At 72.4% G+C, this 19,646-nt stretch carries 17 protein-coding genes; 10 read left to right on the forward strand and 7 right to left on the reverse strand.

The window, feature by feature from the left end:
• Nucleotides 1–501 precede the first annotated feature (501 nt).
• Nucleotides 502–1,239, reverse strand: a complete 738-nt coding sequence (locus WMF22_RS31390; RefSeq protein WP_438032164.1) for a DUF2378 family protein — start codon at nt 1,237–1,239, stop codon at nt 502–504.
• Between the two features lie 489 nt (nt 1,240–1,728).
• Here WMF22_RS31390 and WMF22_RS31395 point away from each other — a divergent pair, with 489 nt between their 5' ends.
• The 3 genes from WMF22_RS31395 (at nt 1,729) to WMF22_RS31405 (ending at nt 3,384) form a co-directional block, all read left to right on the forward strand.
• Entirely contained in the window at nt 1,729–2,025 is a 297-nt protein-coding gene (locus WMF22_RS31395; RefSeq protein WP_438032165.1) for a hypothetical protein, read from the forward strand.
• 39 nt (nt 2,026–2,064) lie between these two features.
• A complete protein-coding gene (locus WMF22_RS31400; RefSeq protein ID WP_438032166.1) occupies nt 2,065–2,460 on the forward strand; it encodes a VOC family protein in 396 nt (131 codons plus the stop codon).
• Between the two features lie 186 nt (nt 2,461–2,646).
• Entirely contained in the window at nt 2,647–3,384 is a 738-nt protein-coding gene (locus WMF22_RS31405) for a M15 family metallopeptidase (protein ID WP_438032167.1), read from the forward strand.
• Nucleotides 3,385–3,400: 16 nt separating this feature from the next.
• Here the strand turns inward: WMF22_RS31405 and WMF22_RS31410 are convergent, their stop codons facing one another.
• Together WMF22_RS31410 and WMF22_RS31415 are read right to left on the reverse strand one after the other, a co-directional pair.
• Nucleotides 3,401–3,889, reverse strand: a complete 489-nt coding sequence (locus tag WMF22_RS31410; RefSeq protein ID WP_437293682.1) for an acyl-CoA thioesterase — start codon at nt 3,887–3,889, stop codon at nt 3,401–3,403.
• A 68-nt stretch (nt 3,890–3,957) separates the two neighbouring features.
• Nucleotides 3,958–6,819 (reverse strand): ATP-binding protein, encoded by a 2,862-nt coding sequence (locus WMF22_RS31415; protein ID WP_437293683.1) that lies wholly within the window; start codon nt 6,817–6,819, stop codon nt 3,958–3,960.
• Nucleotides 6,820–6,861: 42 nt separating this feature from the next.
• On the opposite strand from WMF22_RS31415, the gene WMF22_RS31420 reads away from it, so the two are divergent.
• A complete protein-coding gene (locus WMF22_RS31420) occupies nt 6,862–8,037 on the forward strand; it encodes a hypothetical protein (RefSeq protein WP_437293684.1) in 1,176 nt (391 codons plus the stop codon).
• Between the two features lie 16 nt (nt 8,038–8,053).
• On the opposite strand, the gene WMF22_RS31425 is transcribed toward WMF22_RS31420, so the two are convergent.
• Together WMF22_RS31425 and WMF22_RS31430 are read right to left on the reverse strand one after the other, a co-directional pair.
• Nucleotides 8,054–8,680, reverse strand: a complete 627-nt coding sequence (locus tag WMF22_RS31425) for a hypothetical protein (protein ID WP_437293685.1) — start codon at nt 8,678–8,680, stop codon at nt 8,054–8,056.
• A gap of 151 nt (nt 8,681–8,831) precedes the next feature.
• Nucleotides 8,832–10,151 carry a penicillin-insensitive murein endopeptidase gene (locus tag WMF22_RS31430; protein WP_438032168.1) on the reverse strand — a complete coding sequence of 440 codons (1,320 nt, stop codon included), beginning with the start codon at nt 10,149–10,151 and terminating at the stop codon, nt 8,832–8,834.
• A gap of 261 nt (nt 10,152–10,412) precedes the next feature.
• On the opposite strand from WMF22_RS31430, the gene WMF22_RS31435 reads away from it, so the two are divergent.
• The 6 genes from WMF22_RS31435 to glmM all read left to right on the forward strand — a co-directional run bounded on the left by WMF22_RS31435 (nt 10,413) and on the right by glmM (nt 16,935).
• Entirely contained in the window at nt 10,413–11,171 is a 759-nt protein-coding gene (locus WMF22_RS31435) for a CoA transferase subunit A (RefSeq protein WP_438032169.1), read from the forward strand.
• A gap of 23 nt (nt 11,172–11,194) precedes the next feature.
• Nucleotides 11,195–11,860: a CoA transferase subunit B gene (locus WMF22_RS31440; protein ID WP_012238413.1), complete on the forward strand. Its 666-nt coding sequence runs from the start codon at nt 11,195–11,197 to the stop codon at nt 11,858–11,860.
• A gap of 10 nt (nt 11,861–11,870) precedes the next feature.
• Nucleotides 11,871–12,728, forward strand: coding sequence for an acetyl-CoA carboxylase, carboxyltransferase subunit beta (gene accD / locus WMF22_RS31445; protein ID WP_437293688.1), 858 nt, complete (start codon nt 11,871–11,873; stop codon nt 12,726–12,728).
• Nucleotides 12,725–14,047 (forward strand): bifunctional folylpolyglutamate synthase/dihydrofolate synthase, encoded by a 1,323-nt coding sequence (locus tag WMF22_RS31450; protein ID WP_437293689.1) that lies wholly within the window; start codon nt 12,725–12,727, stop codon nt 14,045–14,047. The genes accD and WMF22_RS31450 overlap by 4 nt, the downstream gene beginning before the upstream one ends.
• 85 nt (nt 14,048–14,132) lie before the next feature.
• Entirely contained in the window at nt 14,133–15,185 is a 1,053-nt protein-coding gene (locus WMF22_RS31455; protein WP_437293690.1) for an SDR family NAD(P)-dependent oxidoreductase, read from the forward strand.
• A 307-nt stretch (nt 15,186–15,492) separates the two neighbouring features.
• Nucleotides 15,493–16,935, forward strand: a complete 1,443-nt coding sequence (gene glmM / locus WMF22_RS31460; RefSeq protein ID WP_438032170.1) for a phosphoglucosamine mutase — start codon at nt 15,493–15,495, stop codon at nt 16,933–16,935.
• A gap of 209 nt (nt 16,936–17,144) precedes the next feature.
• Here glmM and WMF22_RS31465 read toward each other — a convergent pair whose 3' ends face one another.
• Entirely contained in the window at nt 17,145–18,152 is a 1,008-nt protein-coding gene (locus WMF22_RS31465; protein ID WP_437293692.1) for an ABC transporter ATP-binding protein, read from the reverse strand.
• Entirely contained in the window at nt 18,149–19,576 is a 1,428-nt protein-coding gene (locus tag WMF22_RS31470; protein WP_437293693.1) for a sigma-54-dependent transcriptional regulator, read from the reverse strand. The genes WMF22_RS31465 and WMF22_RS31470 overlap by 4 nt, the downstream gene beginning before the upstream one ends.
• Nucleotides 19,577–19,646: the final 70 nt, after the last annotated feature.

Genomic DNA, 19,646 nt, shown 5'->3' on the forward strand with positions numbered 1-19,646 from the left:
CTTTCATCCAGCCGAGCATTCCCCGTCTCGAGAGGCGACCTCGATCAACATCGATTCTCGATCAGCTCGTGTCGAAACGATGATCTTTATGGTCGCCGATTCCGTTGAGACGCCCGCGAGCCGACTCCACTCGCCGTGATTCGATAGATCTTGAACTGCCCGCCCTGATGCACCGGCCTTACCGGAAGACGCGCATCGACGTCGGGCCTCCTCGCTCCCCCTCCCCCCACCACCGTAGCGCCGGCGGGAGGGTCCACGCGGCGGGGGCGGGTGGGCGCGTCGAGCACCGACCGAGGTGCCATAAGGTCGCAGCGGGCTCCACGTCTCAGGCGCGCCTTGAGTGGCGCGCACCATAACGTCCCAGCCGGCATGGCCCGAAGGGAGACATGCCGGGTGGTGTTCTCAGCGCAAGCGCCTCGCCCCCTGTCTTGGCGGATGGCCGAGCGCCCACCCGCCCCCGCCGCGTGGACCCTCCCGCCGGCGCGGGCACCAGCTCGGGGCCTACCAGCTCACCAGGAACTGAAGCGTCTCCGCCCCCCGCACCTCGACCGAGATGGTCGGCTTGGCGCCGTACCCCATGACGAGCGCCTCGAAGTTCCCCAGCGGGTACTCCAGCGTACCGCGGTGGCTGCTGATGTCGATCTGCACCTCCGACGGCCCCAGCTGCCGCGCCCTGGCCAGCGGCCCCTTCACGAGCGCGCCAAGGCTGCCCGTGTAGCGCATCAGCGCGGCGCCCGGGTCGGTCGCCAGGTGCATCGTGATCCGGCCGAGCGCGCTTTCCCTGAAGGCCCCGACCTGCTGCCGCGCGAGGCGACGGTAGCCTTCCCGCGAGCTCCGGTTCGGGTGCGAGAGCCGCGCAGCCGCGTCGTAGAGGCGCAAGAAGTCGCGCGTCGGATAGTCCGAGAACGGCAGGTAGAGCCCGCCCCTCGGCGGGCTCGACAGCGTCGACACCACCTGCGCGAAACGCTCCCCGAGCGTCGCCGCCAGCGCGTTGAAGAACATCCCCTTCATCGCGTAGGACTCGGGGACCCCCGCCACCACGGCGTCGATGTCGATGTTGCCGAGGAGCGGATCGGAAGGACGCACCTCGAACGAAGCTCCGTTCGGCCCGACAAGCAGCCCCTCCGTGGACGGTGCGCTCGGCGGCGCGACGCTTCGGGTCACGGCGCGCATGACACCGCTCTTGGGGATGGGCGTCTCGTTCGCTTGCCGGCGCTGGTCGCTGCGGACCTCTTTCATAGGGAGCTCGCCGCAAAAAAAAGACTCAACACAAAGGCCGCTTGCGGCAACCACCGCAGCGAAGGGCACACGATCCACCTAGCAACGGCCATGCCGACCGCTCACTGAACGAGTCACCGCGTGAACAAGGGGTTCATGCCAGATTTCCCTTGCATGGATGAAACGCTGGTTCAGCGGTGCAACCGCGCGGAGACAACCGGGACGGTGTTCATCTTCGCTCAGGCCGCTCCACGCGTTTGCTGCGGCACACACCCGCCAGCGCCCCGAGCGGAAGGAACACCGCGTCAACGCGCCGTGAGGCCCGCGTCAATATGCCTCGAGGCTCGCCTCGATGTGCCTTGAGATTCGCATCGATACGCCCCGAAACTCGCCTCGACGCGCCGTGAGGCTCGCCTTGACGCACCGGGAGCGCCGAGCTCGCGGAGAGCTCCGCGCTCGCCACGGACGCACCTCGGCCCTGAAGAACCGTCGAGCAGCGGCGAGCATCGCGTGCGCCTGCCCACGATGAACCGGGTGGGCGTCGAGGTGGACCTGCGCGCTCCCCACGCGCTCGACCTGGACGTGGGACGCGTGCAGAAGCCGCACTTCGCCGCGCAGAAGCCGCACCGCGCCGCGCAGAAGCCGCACTTCGGCGTCGAGCGTGGGCAGCCTCTGGTTCGACCAGGCGTCGCGCTCTGCCATCCATCGAAGCGTGGTGAGGGGTTCATGCGCGAGAGCTCCGCGCCTCGCTCGCGCCGTCCATCGAGCGAGGCTGCTGACCGGACGCTGTCAGCAGCGCCGCCCTAGGATGCCGGCGCGTGGGGCAGGACCCCCGAGGAGGACCTCATGAACACAGGACTGGGTGGCGTGATCGTCTATGTGCCCGACGCGGTGGAGGCCGCGGCGTTCTACGAGCGCGCGTTCGGCTTCGAGCGCAGCTTCGTCTCCAGCGACAACGAATACTGCGAGCTGAAGGGCAGGGTGCCGCTCGGGTTCGTTCAGGAGGACTTCGCCCAGAAGGGCCTCCCGGAGCTCGCGAAGAACAGGCCGGGCGAGCGCCCCGCCGGGTTCGAGATCATCGTCACCAGCGAGGACGTCGACGCGGCGTTCGCGCGCGCCGTGAAGGCCGGCGCAGCCCCCGTGTCGGAACCCCACGACAAGCCGTGGGGCCAGCGCGTCTCCTACGTGCGCGATCTGAACGGCGTCCTCGTGGAGATCTGCTCGCCCTGGGCCTCTCCATGAGCTCGCCGCGGCTCACCTCATGAGCTCGCCGCAGCTCACCCCATGAGTCGACACCGACCGTGCGATCGCGAGCGACGGGGCGCCGCCCGCCGCAAGAGTGCGCTCGTACCCCTGACGGTGCTTCTCCTGACAGGCTTTTACGGCAAGTCCTTGCCGCGCCTGACGCGGCCTGCTTAACCTCCGGCCGTGAACGCGAACGGACGGACACGGGTGCACCTGCTCGTGGCAGCAGCGATCGCCCTGCTCGCGGCCGGCCCCTTGGGGCTCGGCGGCGGGCCCGTCGCGGAAGCCAAGGAGCCGGCCCGGGGAAAGAAGGCGAAGCGCTACGAGTGCCGCGTCCAGAGCCCGCAGAAGTTCCTGAAGCGGCGCACCTTCGTCCAGAAGGGGATGCTCAACCCGAAGAAGCACGCCAAGGCGGTCCGCTACCTCGCCGAGCACTACGGCCACGTCGAGACCGAGGAGACGCGGCGCCACAACGCCGAGAGCGCCCACTCCCAGGCGACGACCGTGAAGTTCATGGGCCTCCCGCTCTCCATCCACGAGAAGATCGCGCCCGCGCTCCACTGCGTCGAGAAGCGGATCCGCTCGACGTGCACCCGAAAGTCCCGCCGCTACACGCCGCGCGCGGTCGGCGGGTTCCGCACGGCGAACAGCTACCGCGGCGCCGAGATCTCGAACCACCTCTTCGGTATCGCCATCGACATCGATCCCGACCGGAACCCGTGCTGCGGCTGCGTCGACCCGTGGCCCACGAGCCCGCTGTGCCAGGAGAAGAAGCGCACTGCCTACGAGCGCACGGCCCTGTCCCGCTGCTGGATCAAGGCGTTCGAGCGCTATGGCTTCGACTGGCTCGGCCACGACGACCTCGAGGACACGATGCACTTCGAGTTCCTCGGGAATCCCGACCGGTTCAAGAAGAAGTAGCGCGCGGCGATCACGCTCACGCGCCGCGGCCGCCCCCGCGCCGCGAGAGCCGCCGCGCGCGCCGCTCCGCCGCGGCCTCGGCGAGGCGGCGATCGTCGTCCGTCTCGAGGAGGATCGGCGGCACCGAGGTCGGCCTGAGCGACGCGTCGACGGCCACGAACGTCACGAAGGCCGTGACCATGGGCCAGATGGCGCCCGTCATCGCGTCCTCCCCCTCGACCGACACGAGGATCTCGAGCGACGTGCGGAAGGTCGCCGTCACCCGCGCGGCCAGGCGGACGACCTGACCGACCTTGATCCCATGATCGAACGAGAGGTCGTCGATGCCTGCGGTGACGACCGCGCTGCCTGTGTGCCGCTGCGCGCAGATAGCGGCGCACAGGTCGATCCACGCGAGCACCTGCCCGCCGAAGATCGAGCCGAGCGCGTTCGCGTGCGTTGGCAGGACGTACTCGGTCATCGTCGTGACCGACTCGGAGACGCGCTTCTCGTGCGGGGCCTTCATCACCCGGCATGCGTATCACGGGCGCCCCCCCGCGCGAGAGCACGCCGGCCCGCCCGGGCCGCCCGGCCTCAGCTGGAGGTCGAGGCCCTGCCCGGGCTCGGGAACGACGGCTCTTCGGGGGCCTGCGAGCGGCCAGGGCTCGCGCTGACCGACGACTTCGTGGGGACCGACTGGCCCGGCGGGCCCGTCGGGAGCGTGGGCTCGTCCTCCAGGCGCACCGACGTGACCTTCAGCCGCGCGAAGATCGCCTCGGCCTTCTCGTTCATCGCCACCGCCTCGCGCCGGGCCGCCATGTTCGCCACGAAGCTGCGATCGGTCGTCAGGAACCGCGCGTAGGCCTGGAACGTGCGCGCGAGCTCGAGCTCGTTCCCCGTCTCCTCGAAGATGCTCACCGAGCGCGCGAAATAGGCGCGCGCGCTCTTCGTGTGCGCGCTGCCCCAGCCGCCCGCCGCCGTGATCTCGCCGAGCGTCCGGAGCGCGATGCCGAGGTGCACCTTGCTCCGGACCGAGGCGAACAGGTCCACCGCCCGGCTGATCGAGTCGCGCGCCTTCTCCAGATCGCCCCGGAGCATGTAGGCCTTCCCGAGGGCGCGCCGCGCCTCGGCCAGGCCGAGCCGGTCGCCGAGCTCGTCGCAGAGCTCCTCGGCCTGCTGCAGCACGCGCACCGCCTCGTCGGGATCGCCGCTCCGGTAGAGCGTCCCGCCGATGTTCGTCAGGATCAGCGCCGTCCGGTTGCGATCGCCGACCTGCCGCGCCACCTCCAGCGCCTCCTCGAAGAGCTCGAGGGCGTGGCGGTGATCGCGCTGGTCCTGCGCGATCATGCCCAGGTTGTTCAGGCTCATCACGACGCCGAGCAGGTCCGAGATCTCGCGCCGGATCGCGAGCGACCGCTCGAACGTGTTGAGCGCCTGCTTGAACTCGCCCGAGTCCTGCAGGGCGAGGCCGAGGTTGTTCAGCGACAGCGCGATCGAGCGGCGATCCCCCATCCGCTCGCGGCGGGCGAGCGCGTCGCGCAGCCATTTCAGCGCCTCCTGGTACTCGCCCCGGAGCCAGTGCAGCTTGCCGATGTCGTCGATCGTCGAGGCGATCCCCCGCTCGTCCCGCGCGCCCTCGAAGAGGCGGAGCGCTGTCGTGAGGTGCTTGCCGGCCTCGTCGAGCGAGCCGCTGTCGCGGTAGAGCCGCCCGATGCGGTTGTGCGCGGCCCCGCCCTTGCGCCGGTTGTCGAGCCGGTAGGCGAGCGTCAGCATCTCGCGGAACGCGGCGAGCGCGTCGTCGATGCGCCCGGCGAGCTGGAGGACGTCGCCGTAGTCGTGGAGCGCGTCGATGCGCCGCGCGACGTGCGCGTCGCCGAGCAGCGAGAGCCCGCGCGCGTAGTACTCCGCCGCCTTCGCGTTCGAGTAGCGCCCGCGCGCCACGTCCCCGGCGTCGAGCAGCGAGAGCCCCGCCCGCACCGCGTCGCCGATGCGCTCGCGGTGCGTCGCGAGCTCGGCGAGGAGCTCCTCGCTCGCGCGCACCGCCACCTGCTGCTCCAGCCACTCGGCGATCGCGTGGTGGTACCGCCGCTGGGCCGCGGCGCTCATCCGCTTCTGGAGCGCCTCGCGCTCCTTGGCGTGCACGAACACGTACTCGTCCGAGCCCGCGAAGCTCGACTCGCTCTGCTTGCGCAGGTAGCCGCGGTCGCACAGCGAGCGCAGCGCGGCGTTGATCCGGTCGAGATCCTTGTCGCTCTGCTCCTCCCCCCACAGGTCCGGGGCCTGGCTGCCGGCCCTGCCGAGGACGAACAGCGCGCCGCTCCAGAACACAGGGCCGATCGTCGCGGCCTGCTCGAGCAGCTGCCGGCCGTCGTGATCGAGCGCGGCGAGGCGGACGTTCACGGCGTCCTCGACCGTCATCGGCAGGCGCGCCGTCGACAGCTTCCCGAGGTGCACGCGCCAGCGCGGCCCGCCCGCGGAGTCGGGCGAGAGCTCCTCGATCACGCCCTGCTCGTGGCAGATGGCGACCATCTGCTCGAGCAGCGCCGGGTTGCCGTTCGCGAAGGAGCAGGCCGCCTCGACGAGCTCCGACGGTACGCCCGGCTGGGAGTGCGGCTCGGCGCGCCTAACGTCGACGACGTCGTCGACGTCGACGACGTCGATGATGACGATATCGTCGCTCCCGCGCGGCGCGCAGGGCGCGAGCAGCGCCCTCGCCATCTCCGCCGCGGCGGCCTCGCCGAGCGGCGTGAGCTCGAGGAGCGCGTGGCGCCGGTCGCCGACCTTGCCCCAGTCGTCCTGGCGGGTGAGCAGCTCCGGGCGGGCGGCGCAGACGATCAGGACCGGGCCCGTGAGGTACTCGATGAGGTAGCGCAGGAGCGCGAGGGAGTCGTCGTGGGCCGCGTGGAGGTCCTCGAAGATGAGGCACAGGGGGCCGTGGACGGCGTCCGCCTCGAGGAACGCCTTCAGGACGGCGCGGCGGATGAGGTCGGCCTGCGCGGGATCGTCCTGCACCGCGCGGGTGAGCGGGCTGTCGCCGAACGCGAGCCCGATGAACTGGCCGAGGAAGTAGATGACGTCGCCGACCTTGCGGTCGCCCATCACGTGCGCGACCTGCGAGCGGACCTCGGCGCGGGCCGCGTCCTTGTCCATGCCGTCGGAGAGGCCGAAGCGGGCGCGCAGGAGCCGCGTGAAGACGCCGTACGCGGACGCCATGTCGCCGGCGCTGCCCGAGGTGACGCGCAGCGCGGCGGAGCCCTGGCGCCGCCGCTCGAGGAGCTCGCGCACGAGCCTGCTCTTGCCGATGCCCGGCGGGCCGACGAGCGTCACGGTCCGCGTGGAGCGCTCCTGCTCCACCGCGTCGAGCGCGCGGGCCAGCGCCGACAGCTCCGCCTCGCGCCCGATCAGCGGCGCGAGGGCGGGCGGCGCCGCGCCAATTGCACTGTCCTCTCGGCTCATCTCCTGGCCTCCACGTCCCCGGGTGCCGCAGCGCCGGACACGATGTCCGGAGCCTATACCAGGTTCGGCTTCGGTGGCGTGTGCGGTAAGCTGCCGGGCGTGGACGGCGAGGGCACGGGGACGTCGGTGAGCACGGCGCGCAGCGCCGCGGAGATCCGCGGGCGCATCTCGGCTTGCTTCAGCCTGGCCGAGCTGCGCCGCTTCGCGGAGGAGCTCGGCGTGCCGGACATCCCCTGGGAGCGGGGGATCCAGGCAGCGGCGCACGAGCTCGTCCGGCGCTTCGAGCAGCGGCGCGAGCTCGGGCCGCTCGTCGAGCGCCTCCGCGTCGCGAGGCCGCTCGTGGAGTGGCCCGACACGCCGACGGTGCCGTCCGCCGCGTCGAGCGAACCGGCGCACACCGACATCCCCAGGCCGGCGCCGCTGCCGAACCTCTCGCCGATGGTGGTCCCATCACCTCCCCTGGAGGTCGCGACGCTGGCGCCGCCGGCGATCACGCCTACCCCGCGGACACCGAACGTCACCGGGCCGCAGCCCGCGAATGCGCGGCCGCCCGGCGCCGCGGGGCCGGCGCAGCTCCCGGCCGGCTCCCCGCCCGCCGGCGCGCCGGCGCGCCGGCCGCGCCGCATCGACTCGCGGCTCGCGCTCACCGCCCTGGGGCTCGTGGCGGCCAGCCTCATCGTGGCCTTCCTCATCGGCAGGGCGTCGAGCGCGCCGGGCGACGACGCGGCGCGCGGGAGCGCCGCGTCCGCGAGCGCCGCGCAGAAGGGCGCGCCACCGCCAGCGGCGCGGCCGGACGGGGTCGCGTCACGCGCAGCCGCCGCGATCGACCACGGGATCGAGAGCCTGGCGCGGGCGTGCGAGATCCCGCCTGGCTCGGCGGAGGACGTGATGCGCCGCGCCTTCGAGCGCTGCGGGCCGTCGCCCGCCTCGGCGGGGCACCGGGCGACGCCGGCGCAGCGGAGCGATCCGCCTGCCGCACAGGCGCCGGGCGCGCTGCCGGCGTCTCCAGGGGCGGGGCCGCGTGCGGCGGCCGCGACCGGCCCTGCGCCCGCCGGCGGCAATGCCGGGTGCGTCGGGGCGTGCGAGCGGCGACACCAGGCGTGCAGGGCGACGCAGTGCGGTAAAGAGCCCACGCAGAGCACGCAGTACCAGCGTTACCAGGGCTGCCTGTCGGATTGTCTGGAGCAGGCGTCCAAGTGCCGCCTCGGCTGCCTCTGAGCCTCAGGGTGACGCGTCAGAGCGACGGCCGGCTGCGGCGCATCACGTTGACCGTGACGGTCGGCTCGTGCTCGGGGCAGCCGGTGCGACCGGCCTGGCTCGGGTCGAAGTCGATGCGAAAGCAGGTCTTGCAGACGCAGAGATAGGCGTCGTGGAACTCGCGGAAGTTGAGGATGTCCGCGGCGAAGAGGCTGAGGACGATGTCGCTGAGCAGGTCTTCCTCGCGCGGGCACGGCTCCCACGGCCCGAGGCCTCCGTCGCGGCGCACGCGCCCGCTGTCGATGGCCGCCGCGAGGAAGCGATCGTCCGCGGCGGGCGGCACGAAGGCGCGAAGCGAGGCGAGCACCCGGAGCCGCGCCGCGTCGACGAGCTGCTCGATCTCGAACACATCCGGGGCCGCCGGGGCCTGAGGGCCGAGCGCCACCTGCTTGGAGAAGCCCTCGGTCACGTAGCCCGGTCGCTGCATCCTCCCGGCTGCCACGAGGTGCTTCTCGAACCAGATCGCGAGCGCCGCCGCGCTCCGGGGAGGCCTGCCGACGAACGTGAGCGCCGCGAGCAGCGCGCGGCGCTCGTGATCGCCGGCGACGAGCGATGCCGCGGACGGCAGCGTGGGAATCGAGGCGTGGGAGTCCTCTTGCGGCATGAACACCCCTTTGCTCCGCCCCAGTCTGCCCGAGGTCTTCTCTCGGGGTCCAGGCGCGATGGCGCCCCGGTCGGAGATTGCGGAACTTCCTGCGATGCGTCGCGTTACCGGCTCTTTTGCCGCTTTTTTGTAGTGAACGGCGCGCGGCGGATCAGTCCGTGATCTTGAGCGCTCCGCTGTCGTCGAGCGCGCCGCTCGCGTCGGCGCCGTCCGAATCTGCCTCGATCTCCGCCTCGGACGCAGCGGGACGCAGGAACGACAGATCGAGGCCGCCCATGGGCTGCTGTGCCGCCGCACGCGTGGCGGCGAGCGGCAGCGCCTTGTCGTCCGCGGCGGCATGCGGGGCAGCGCGGCGCGCTTCCCGTTCAGGTCGCTTGTCGTCGCGGCGCGAGGGCTGCGCCGGGTCGCGCCGGTCGGCGCGGGGCCGCTCCGGCGCGGGCGCCGCGGCGGCCTTCGGCGGGCGCGCGGCCTCCGCGCGCGCGGGCGGCGGCGGAGTCCGGAGCGCCCTGTCCGTCTTCCTTGCCGTGCGCGCGCGGGCGCGGGCGCGGGAGGGGGCGTTCTTCGCGAGCTCGATGCAGCTGCCGCGCATGGCCGCGGGGCAGGAGATGCGCACGTGCATGTGGTCGTCGTGCGACTCGGCGCCCGTGGGCTGCATCATCGCGAGCTGCGCGCGGACGATCAGCGCGCGGGAGACGCCGATCCGCTTGGCGTGGGCGATCAGCGCGGACCGGAGCGGATCGGAGATGAAGATGTGGCTCACGCGGGCGCGAGGATCGGTGAGCAGGTGCTGGACGAGCAGCCAGTTGCGCGGCAGGTCGAAGCGGGCCCCGGGCACGTTGGTCGAGGCGAGCCGGGCGTCGAACCGGAGGAAGATCGGCGCGTGGACCTGCTTGCCGCGCGCGTCGAGCGCGTAGAAGCCGAGGTCGACGTCGCGGCCGCTCTCGTGGGAGTTGTGGCGGTGGACCTCGCCGCCGCGCTGGCGCGACAGGTCGCCGACGTCGAGCACGGCGCCCGGGAAGCGCTTGGCCACGCCGCGCGCCGAGCGCTCGATCATGCCGACGAGCGCCGGTAGACCCCAGCGGACGTCGGCGCGGGCATAGGCGGGCACGACGCGGATGTCCTTGCGCGAGGTGTCGAGCCGCACGCCGCCCTCGAGGCGCCCTTCGTTGGGATGGCCGACCGACGAGGCGGGCGCCTTGGGCGCGGCCTTCTCCCTGGCCGGCCCCGACGATCGCGGGCCCGCGTCGCCGGCGCGGGGGCGGTGGCCCTTGCTCTCGTCCTTCGCGAGCCGCGCGCGCGGCGCGCGCTTCGTCGCCCCGCGCGCCTTGGCTGCAGCGGCGTCCCGCGGCTTTGCTTCCGCGGTGGGGCGCGCGTGCGAGCGCGCCGGCGCATCCGGCGCCGCGGCGGCCGTCTGGGAGCCGGACAGGGAGAGCGCCAGGATCGTGAACAGCACGGAGAGCGGTCGAGGCACACCGGTCCGTTACGGGGTTTCGGCGGGCCGGGCCAAGAAGCCGGCGCCGCATGGCACGAGCGCCGCATGCACCCCGGACACACGCGAGGTTCCCGTCGCCCGCCGGTAGAGCGGCCGAGAAGCGCGGATCACCTCGTGACGCCGCGCCGCGGCCGGCGCCGCCCGGCCCCTGTGCCGCGCTGCGGCGCCGGCGCCACGGCATGTCGCGGTGGCAGCGGAGGCTTTTGCCTCGCGGCCAGTTGGGCTACCTCTCGGTCGGCCATGGACAAGGTCTACAAGAGCGCGCTGGATGCCGTGAGGGACATCCCTGGCGGCGCCACGGTCCTCTCGGGCGGCTTCGGCCTCTGCGGCATTCCGGAGAACTGCATCGCTGCGCTCCGGCAGCTCGGCACGAAGGATCTCGTGGTCGTGTCCAACAACTGCGGAGTCGACACCTTCGGCCTCGGGATCCTCCTTCAGAACCGGCAGATCCGGAAGATGATCTCGTCGTACGTTGGCGAGAACAAGGAGTTCGAGCGCCAGTACCTGAGCGGCGAGCTCGAGGTCGAGCTCACGCCGCAGGGCACGCTGGCCGAGCGCATCCGCGCCGGAGGGGCCGGGATCCCCGCGTTCTACACGCCGACCGGGGCGGGCACGGCCATCAGCGAGGGCGGGCTGCCCGTGCTCTATGGCCCGGACGGCGCGGTGAAGCGGTACTCCGAGAAGAAGGAAGTGCGAAAGTTCGACGGCCGCGACTACGTGCTCGAGCCCGCCATCCGCGGCGACTACGCGCTCGTGAAGGCCTGGAAGGGCGACCGGTTCGGCAACCTCGTCTACCGCCACACCGCCATGAACTTCAACCCGATGATGGCGATGGCCGCGAAGGTGACGATCGCCGAGGTGGAGGAGCTCGTCGACGTCGGCTCGCTCGACCCGGACCACATCCACACGCCCGGGATCTTCGTGCACCGGATCTTCCAGGGCGAGCGCTTCGAGAAGCGGATCGAGCGGCGGACGGTGCGCAAGGCGCCGGCCGCCTAGGCGGCGCGGGGACAGGGGACACGATGGGACTCACGCGGGAACAGATCGCGCAGCGCGCCGCGCTGGAGCTCAAGGACGGCTACTACGTCAACCTCGGCATCGGGATGCCGACGCTCGTCGCCAACTACATCCCCGCGGGGATCGAGGTGGTGCTCCAGAGCGAGAACGGGCTGCTCGGCATCGGCCCGTACCCGATCGAGGGCGCGGAGGACCCGGATCTCATCAACGCCGGCAAGGAGACCGTGACGATGCTCGCCGGCTCCGCGATCTTCTCGAGCGCCGAGTCGTTCGCGCAGATCCGGGGCGGCCACATCGATCTCGCGATCCTCGGGGCCATGGAGGTCTCCGAGAAGGGCGATCTCGCCAACTGGATGATCCCCGGCAAGATGGTGAAGGGGATGGGCGGGGCGATGGATCTCGTGGTGAGCGCGAAGCGCGTCGTCGTGATCATGGATCACGCGGCGAAGAACGGCGCGCCGAAGATCCTGAACGAGTGCGCGCTGCCCCTCACCGGGCGGGGCGTCGTCCACCGGATCATCACCGATCTCGCCGTGCTCGATGTGACGCCCGAGGGGCTCGTGCTGCGCGAGCTCGCGCCCGGCGTGAGCGCCCGCGAGGTGCAGGAGAAGACACAACCAACGCTCCGGGTCCCCTCCGACGTGAACGAGATGGACCTGCGGAGCGCCTGAGGGCTCGCCGATGACCTGGCCTGAAAAGACCCTGCCGACGACCGACGCGAGCGAGAAGCGCTCGCTGGGAGCGGGCGTGTTCCGTCGCTGCGACGGCTGCTCGCACACGCACGACGCCGCCGAGCTCGCGCGCACCTTCGAGGTGTGCTCGCAGTGCGGCCACCACCACAAGCTCGACGCCGACGGGTGGCGGAGGCTCCTGCTCGACGACGGCGAGCTCGCCGCGTGGGACGAGCACCTCGTCCCGAACGACCCGCTCCGGTTCAGCGACGGCAAGAGCTACCGGGACCGCGTCGCGGCGCTCCACAAGAAGGGCCGCGCGAAGGAGGCGATCGAGATCGGCCGCGGCAGGCTGGGCGGCCGCGACATCGCCTACGGCGCGTTCGTCTTCGCCTTCATGGGCGGGAGCATGGGCTCGGTCGTCGGCGAGAAGATCACCCGCCTGTTCGAGCGCGCGACGCGCGAGGAGCTCCCGGTGGTGCTCCTCCAGGCGTCGGGCGGCGCGCGGATGCAGGAGGGCATCCTCTCGCTGATGCAGATGGCGAAGAGCGTGGCCGCGCTCGAGCGGTACCGAAAGGCGCGGCTGCCGTTCCTGTCGGTGCTGCTCCACCCGACGACGGGCGGCGTCGCGGCGAGCTTCGCCTTCCTGGGCGACGCGAACATCGCCGAGCCCAAGGCGCTCATCGGCTTCGCCGGCCCGCGGGTCATCGAGAACACGATCCGGCAGACGCTGCCGGCGGGCTTCCAGCGGTCCGAGTTCCTGCTCGACCACGGGATGGTCGACGCCATCGTCCCGCGCCCCGAGATGAAGGCGTACATCGGGACGCTGCTCCAGCACCTCACGGCGAGCCGCCGGGCGCGGCGATGACCTCGGCGGCGCCGCGGCTGCCCGCGCTGCTCGAGGCGCTCGGGCAGCAGGCGCCGCGGGGGATGGAGCTCGGGCTCGGCCGGGTCCGCGAGGCGCTCTCCGCGCTCGGCGATCCCCACGAAGGCCTCCCGGCGGTGCACGTCGCCGGCACGAACGGCAAGGGCAGCGTGTGCGCGATGGTCGAGTCGATCGCGCGCGAGGCCGGGCTCCGGACCGGCCTGTACACGTCGCCGCACCTGTCTCGCTTCGCCGAGCGCATCCGCGTCGGGGGAGAGATGATCGGCGACGCGGCGCTCGAGCGCGCGCTCGCCGCCGCGCTCGAGCGTGTCCCCTCGCCGCTCACGTTCTTCGAGGCGCTGACGGTCGCCGCGTTCGTGGCCTTCCGCGAGGCGGACGTCGACCTCGCGATCCTCGAGGTGGGCCTCGGCGGGCGGCTCGACGCGACGAACGTGATCTCGGCGCCGCTCTGCACGGCGATCACGTCGATCGCGCTCGACCATGAGGCCGTGCTCGGCCCGACGCTGGCGGACATCGCCCGGGAGAAGGCGGGCATCCTCAAGGCGGGCGCGCCCGCGGTGCTCGGCCCCCTCGATCCGGAGGCCGACGCCGCGATCGAGGCGGCAGCGCAGGCGATCGGCGCCGGGCCTCGCCTCCGCGTCGCGCCGGCGGAGCGCGGCGGGCGCGCGGGCGAGATCGCGGTGGGGCGCGGCCGGCGCGGGGCGGGCGCGGCGCGCGTCGCCGGGCCGGGGCGCCGCGAGATCGAGGTGGAGCTCGGCCTCCGCGGCGCGCACCAGGCCGAGAACGCGGGCGTGGCGTGCGGCGTCGCGTGGCAGCTCGCCGGGCGGTGGCCCGAGGTCGAGCGGGCGCTCGCGGGTGGGCTCGCCGCGGCCCGCTGGCCCGGTCGCCTGGAGCGGATCGACGCGGGCGGCGCCCGTGTCCTGCTCGACTGTGCGCACAACCCGCACGGCGCGCAGGCGCTCGCGGCGTGGCTCGACGAGGAGGGTCCTGGGGCGGCGCTCACCACGCTCGTGTTCGGGGCGATGGCCGACAAGGGGTGGGGCGAAATGCTACAGGTGCTCGCGCCCCGAGCGCGCCGCCGGCTCTATGTGACGCCGAAGGGCCGCGCGGCGGCGCCGCTCGACGCGCTGCGCGGGGTCGCGCCGGGCGAGGCGATCGGCGATCCGCGCGCCGCGGTGGCGCGCGCGATCGAGGCCGCCGCGCCGGGCGGGCTCGTGGTCGTGGCCGGCTCGATCTACCTGGTCGGCGAGGTGCGCTCGGCGCTGCTCGGCATCGTGGCGGATCCGGTCGTCACGCTCTGAAGCGGGCGCGAGCGGCGCGCTGTGCAGGCGCGTCGCTGCCCGCCGGGGCGCGGCGGGTGGCACGCGCGATGCCGTCCTCCGCGGCATGGCGTTCAGGAAGCGGCGTTCTCCGGTGCTCTTCTCTGCGGCGGCCCTCGTGGCGGCCGCGCTCGCGCGGACGGCGTTCCGCGCCCTGCGGCGGCTCGATCTGCGCGGCCGGGTCGTGGTCATCACGGGCGGCTCTCGCGGTCTGGGGCTGCTGCTGGCCGAGGAGTTCGGCCGGCACGGCGCCCGGGTGGCGATCGCCGGCCGCGACGCGGAGGCGCTCTACCGGGCGGAGCAGCGGCTGCAGGCGCTCGGCGTCGAGGTGCACGCGGCGGCGTGTGATCTCGGCGACCGCGTCGCCGCCGAGGCGTTCATCGACGGGGTGGCGAGGGCGTTCGGCCGGATCGACGTGCTCGTCAACAACGCCGGCGTGATCCAGGTGGCGCCCATGCAGGACCTCCGGGTGGAGGAGCTCGACGAGGCGATGCGCTCGAACTTCTGGAGCGCGGTCCACGCGACGCTGCGCGCGCTGCCGCACCTGAGGCGGCATGGGCGGGCGGCGCGCATCGTGAACGTGGTGTCCATCGGCGGGCGCGTCGCCGTGCCGCACCTGCTCGGGTACAACGCGTCGAAGTTCGCGATGATGGGCTTCTCGGAGAGCGTGCAGGCGGAGCTCACGCACGGCGGCGCGAGGGGCCCGCGCGTCACGACGGTGATCCCGGGTCCGATGCGCACGGGGTCGATCTACAACGCCGCGTTCGGCGGCAGCCCGCAGCACGAGTTCGGCTGGTTCGGCCTGGCCTCGTCGCTGCCGATCGCGACGATCGACGCGCGGCGCGCGGCGCGGCGGGTGGTGGCGGCGGCGCGCGAGGGGCGCACCGAGGTGAAGCTCGGGCTGTCGTCGCACCTGCTGAGCTGGGCGCACGGCATCGCGCCGCAGGCGACGGTGAGGCTGATGGGCCTCATCAACGCGCTCCTTCCGCCGCCGGGCGGCGGCGAGGGCACGACGAAGGGCCGAGACCTGCGCACGCCGGCGCAAGGGTCGGTCTTGCTGCGCCTGAGCAACGAGGCAGCTCGGCGCAACAACGAGGCGCCGCCGGCAGCGGCGCGATAGCGACCGCGCTGCAAAAGCGGCGCGATAGCGACCGCGCTGCAAAAGCGGCGCGATAGCGACCGCGCTGCAAAAAGCGGCGCGATAGCGACCGCGCTGCAAAAAGCGGCGCGATAGCGACCGCGCTGCAAAAAGCGGCGCGATGGCGACCGCGCTGCAAAACGGCGCAGACGCGGCACGATAGCGGCCACGCCACAAAGCCGCGCGATGCAGGCCGCGCCAACGTCGCCGCGGCGGCGATTGGCCGTAGGCCGTCTTGGCAAAGGTTGCTAAGGGTGGTCTCCTCAGCCCCACACCACAGAGAGGGACCGTGCCGAAGCACACCAAGAAGGATCCTAGGGAGGGCGCTCCGTCGGCGACGGGCGAACCGCAGAAGCAGGCCGCAGGCCGCAAGCTCTTCGGCACCGACGGGGTGCGCGGCGTGGCGAACCAGCCGCCGATGACCCCCGAGATGGCGCTGCGGCTTGGGCGCGCGATCGCGTTCGTCGCGAGCCACGGGAAGTCGCGGCAGGTGCGGGTGGTGATCGGGAAGGACACGCGCCTGTCCGGCTACATGCTCGAGACCGCGATCGCGTCCGGCGTGTGCGCCATGGGCGGGCGCGTGATGCTGAGCGGGCCGATCCCCACGCCGGCGGTCGCGCAGCTCACGCAGAGCATGCGGGCCGACGCCGGGGTCGTGATCAGCGCGAGCCATAACCCGTATCAGGACAACGGCATCAAGATCTTCGGGCCCGACGGCTACAAGCTGCCCGACACCGCGGAGGAGGAGATCGAGCGGCTGATGGAGAGCCACGAGCTCGACGAGGCGCGGGTGATCGGGGCGGGGATCGGCAGCGCGGTGAAGCTCGACGACGCGCGCGGGCGGTACGTCGTGTTCTGCAAGAACACGTTCCCCACGGCGCTCTCGCTCGACGGCGTGAAGATCGTCGTCGACGCGGCGCACGGGGCGGCGTACCGCGTCGCCCCCTCGGTGTTCACCGAGCTCGGCGCGAACGTGACGGCGCTCGGCGTGAAGCCGAACGGCCGCAACATCAACCGCGAGACCGGCGCCCTGCACCCGGAGCACGTGAAGGCCGAGGTGCTCAAGCGCGGCGCGGCCATCGGCATCGCGCTCGACGGCGACGCGGACCGGGTGATCATGGTCGACGAGCGCGGCGAGGTCGTGGACGGCGACGCGATCATGGCGCTCTGCGCGCTCCGGATGCTGCGTACCGGCAAGCTGCCGCGGAACACGATCGTGACGACGGTGATGTCGAACCTCGGGCTCGAGCGGGCGCTCAAGGCCCAGAACGGGCACGTCGTCCGCACGACGGTCGGGGATCGCTACGTCGTCGAGGCGATGCGGAACGGGGGCTACTCGTTCGGCGGCGAGCAGTCGGGGCACCTCATCTTCCTGGACCACGCGACGACGGGCGACGGCATCGTGGCGGCGCTGCAGGTGCTCGCCATCATGATGGAGGAGGACAAGCCCCTGAGCGAGCTCGCCTCGAAGGCGATGCAGCGGGTGCCGCAGGTCCTGGAGAACGCGACGTTCGCGACGCGGCTGCCGCTCGACAGCATGCAGCGGACGCGGGTCACCGTGGATCGCATCGAGAAGACGCTGGGCGACAAGGGGCGCATCCTCGTGCGCTGGAGCGGGACGGAGCCGAAGCTCCGCGTCATGGTCGAGGGCGAGGACGCGTCGACCATCGGGGCGTACGCGCTCGAGATCATCGAGGCGGCCAAGCAGGACGTCGCTGGGGCATCGGCGTAACCAGGAGCGTAGCCAGGGCTGCCCGGCCCCCGGAGGGGGTGTCCTCTGCGCGGGGTGGGGGCCCCGCCGAACTCGGCGCACAGATGGGTCATCCGGCGATGCCGGATGACCCATCTGTGCGCCTCAAACATCGGCCCATCCCCCACCCCGCGCAGAGGACACCCCCTCCGGGGGCCTACGGCTGTCTTGGGGACAGGCCCCGGCGCTGGCTACAGGGCGCGGCGCATGAAGAGATCTTCTAGCGTCTCGCGGCGCGGCGCTACCTCGACGACCTGCGCGCCCGCCGCGAGCGACGCCCGCAGCGCCTCGCGCACGCGCGCCTCGCCCTCCACGTCGACCACCACGACGTCGCCACGGCGCGTGGTCGCGAAGCCCTTCGCGCCGAGATCGGCGAGGAGGCCTTCGCTCGCGCCCGCCAGCGTGACCTCGGTGCGCAGCACGTCGCCCCGCAGCAGCTGGCGGATCGCGCCGCTCACCACCACCTGGCCCTCGCGCAGGATCGCCACGCGATCACACATCGCCTCGACGTCGCTCAGGATGTGCGTCGAGAAGAAGATCGTCCGGCCCTGGTCGCGCTCGGCGAAGATGAGATCGCGGACCTCCTTGCGGCCGACCGGATCGAGGCCGCTCATCGGCTCGTCGAGGATCAGCATCTCCGGATCGGCGACCAGCGCGGCCGCCAGCCCCGTGCGCTGAAGCATCCCCTTCGACAGCCGGCGGACCTGCCGATCCGCCGCGTACGCGATCTTCACCTGATCGAGCACCTCCATCGCCCGCCTGCGCAGCGCCGCGCCGCGCATCCCGGAGAGGCGGCCGCAGAGCTCCACGAACTCGCGCGGGGTGAGGTAGGGGTAGACGTACGGGTTCTCCGGCAGAAAGCCGATCTTCCGGCGCGCCTCGGGCGACGGCACGCGCGCGCCGAACAGGTACGCCTCGCCGCCGGTCGGGGCGATGAGGCCCGTCAGCATCTTGATCGTCGTCGTCTTGCCAGCCCCGTTCGGCCCGAGAAAGCCGAAGATCTCGCCGCGCCGGACGTCGAAGCTCACCCCCTTGACCGCCTCGACCGCCCTCCGGCGCAAGAAACCCACCCGGAACGTCTTCAGGAGGCCGCGGACGTCGATCAGCAGCTCGCCCTCCGGCGCCCCTTCCTCGGCGGAGCTGGCCGGCGCGGCACCCTGGTCGCCCGGCTCGACGATGCGCTCGGCTGCGTTGCTCATGCGCCCTCCTCCCCCTCGGGGCTCTCGCCGGGCGCGCCGTCTGCCGGCCGCGCCCGGCCGCGCGCGTTGGCCGCGCTGTACTCGTGCAGCTTGTACTGGATCTTGCGCGGGCTGATCCCGAGGATCGTCGCGGCCTTCGAGGTCGAGCCCTTGCACGCCTCGAGCGTGCGCAGGATCGCGTAGCGCTCCAGGTCGTAGATGGTGCTGCCCGGGACGCGCGGCATCGCGTCGACGGACTCGGCCGGCTCGGACGACATCTGCGCCGGCAGGTGCCGGAGCTCGATGCGCGCGCCGTCGCAGAGCACCGCCGCCCGCTCGATCGCGTTCTCCAGCTCGCGCACGTTGCCGGGGAACGAGTAGGACGTCAGCGCCGACAGCGCCTCGTCGGTGAAGCCCTCGATGCGCTTGCCGTTCTCCTGCGCATAGCGGCCGAGGAAGAACGTCGCGAGCTCGGGGATGTCGCTCCGGCGCTCGCGGAGCGGCGGGATCTCCAGGGTGACGACGTTGAGCCGGTAATAGAGGTCCTCGCGGAACACCCCCTCGGCGATGCGCTGGCGCAGATCGCGGTTCGACGCGGCGAGGATCCGCACGTCGACCTTGAGCGTCTCGTTGCCGCCCACCCGCTCGAACGTCCGCTCCTGCAGGAAGCGCAGGAGCTTCACCTGCGTGGCCAGCGGGATCTCGCTCACCTCGTCCAGGAACAGGGTGCCGCCGCTCGCCTGCTCGAAGCGGCCCTCGCGGCGGCCGACGGCGCCGGTGAAGGCGCCGCGCTCGTGGCCGAACAGCTCGCTCTCGAGGAGCGACTCGCTCAGCGCGGCGCAGTTCAGCCGGACGAGCGGCGCCTTCGCCCGCGGGCTGGCGCGGTGGATCATCTCGGCGATGAGCTCCTTGCCCGTGCCCGTCTCGCCCACGATCAGCACGCTCGCGCGGCTCGGCGCCACCTGCTCGACCAGCCGGAGGACCTTCGCCATGCTCGGGTGGCTCGCGATCACGTGCCCGAACGCGTTGCGCTCGCGCAGCCGCTCGCGCAGCCGCGAGTTCTCCTGGAGGAGCCGCGCCCGCTCCACAGCGCGCTCGACCACGACCGCGAGCACCGAGAAATCGAGCGGCTTCGTCAGGTAGTTGTACGCGCCCTTCTTCACGGCCTCGACCGCGCTCGAGATGGTGCCGAACGCCGTCATCACCACGAAGGTCGCGTCCGGCAGCGCGAGCTGCGCCTTCTCCATCATCCGGATGCCGTCGAGCCCAGGCATCTTCAGATCGGTCAGGACCACGTCGGGCGCGAACTCCTCGAGCTTGCCGAGCGCCTTGAAGCCGTCGGCCGCGGTCTCGGTCGTGTACCCCTCCTCGCGGAGGATCTCCGAGAGCGCCGCGCGCGCGTTGGCCTCGTCGTCGACGATCAGGATGCGCCCGCGGGATGCCATGGTGATGGCTTTCCTAGCATGCGCGTCCGCGGAATTGGACGGCTGCTCGGCCCCGGCCGAGCGGCGGCGG

Source organism: Sorangium sp. So ce204 (assembly GCF_051526795.1).
In the GTDB taxonomy this organism is placed as follows: Bacteria; Myxococcota_A; Polyangia; order Polyangiales; family Polyangiaceae; genus Sorangium; species Sorangium cellulosum_B.

Excerpts from the sequence above, each read along its gene's own strand:
- WMF22_RS31390 (WP_438032164.1), bottom strand. The coding sequence starts at position 1,239 with ATGAAAGAGGTCCGCAGCGACCAGCGCCGGCAAGCGAACGAGACGCCC.
- WMF22_RS31400 (WP_438032166.1), top strand. The coding sequence starts at position 2,065 with ATGAACACAGGACTGGGTGGCGTGATCGTCTATGTGCCCGACGCGGTG.
- WMF22_RS31410 (WP_437293682.1), bottom strand. The coding sequence starts at position 3,889 with ATGAAGGCCCCGCACGAGAAGCGCGTCTCCGAGTCGGTCACGACGATG.
- WMF22_RS31415 (WP_437293683.1), bottom strand. The coding sequence starts at position 6,819 with ATGAGCCGAGAGGACAGTGCAATTGGCGCGGCGCCGCCCGCCCTCGCG.
- WMF22_RS31420 (WP_437293684.1), top strand. The coding sequence starts at position 6,862 with ATGTCCGGAGCCTATACCAGGTTCGGCTTCGGTGGCGTGTGCGGTAAG.
- WMF22_RS31425 (WP_437293685.1), bottom strand. The coding sequence starts at position 8,680 with ATGCCGCAAGAGGACTCCCACGCCTCGATTCCCACGCTGCCGTCCGCG.
- WMF22_RS31435 (WP_438032169.1), top strand. The coding sequence starts at position 10,413 with ATGGACAAGGTCTACAAGAGCGCGCTGGATGCCGTGAGGGACATCCCT.
- WMF22_RS31440 (WP_012238413.1), top strand. The coding sequence starts at position 11,195 with ATGGGACTCACGCGGGAACAGATCGCGCAGCGCGCCGCGCTGGAGCTC.
- accD (WP_437293688.1), top strand. The coding sequence starts at position 11,871 with ATGACCTGGCCTGAAAAGACCCTGCCGACGACCGACGCGAGCGAGAAG.
- WMF22_RS31450 (WP_437293689.1), top strand. The coding sequence starts at position 12,725 with ATGACCTCGGCGGCGCCGCGGCTGCCCGCGCTGCTCGAGGCGCTCGGG.
- WMF22_RS31455 (WP_437293690.1), top strand. The coding sequence starts at position 14,133 with ATGGCGTTCAGGAAGCGGCGTTCTCCGGTGCTCTTCTCTGCGGCGGCC.
- WMF22_RS31465 (WP_437293692.1), bottom strand. The coding sequence starts at position 18,152 with ATGAGCAACGCAGCCGAGCGCATCGTCGAGCCGGGCGACCAGGGTGCC.
- WMF22_RS31470 (WP_437293693.1), bottom strand. The coding sequence starts at position 19,576 with ATGGCATCCCGCGGGCGCATCCTGATCGTCGACGACGAGGCCAACGCG.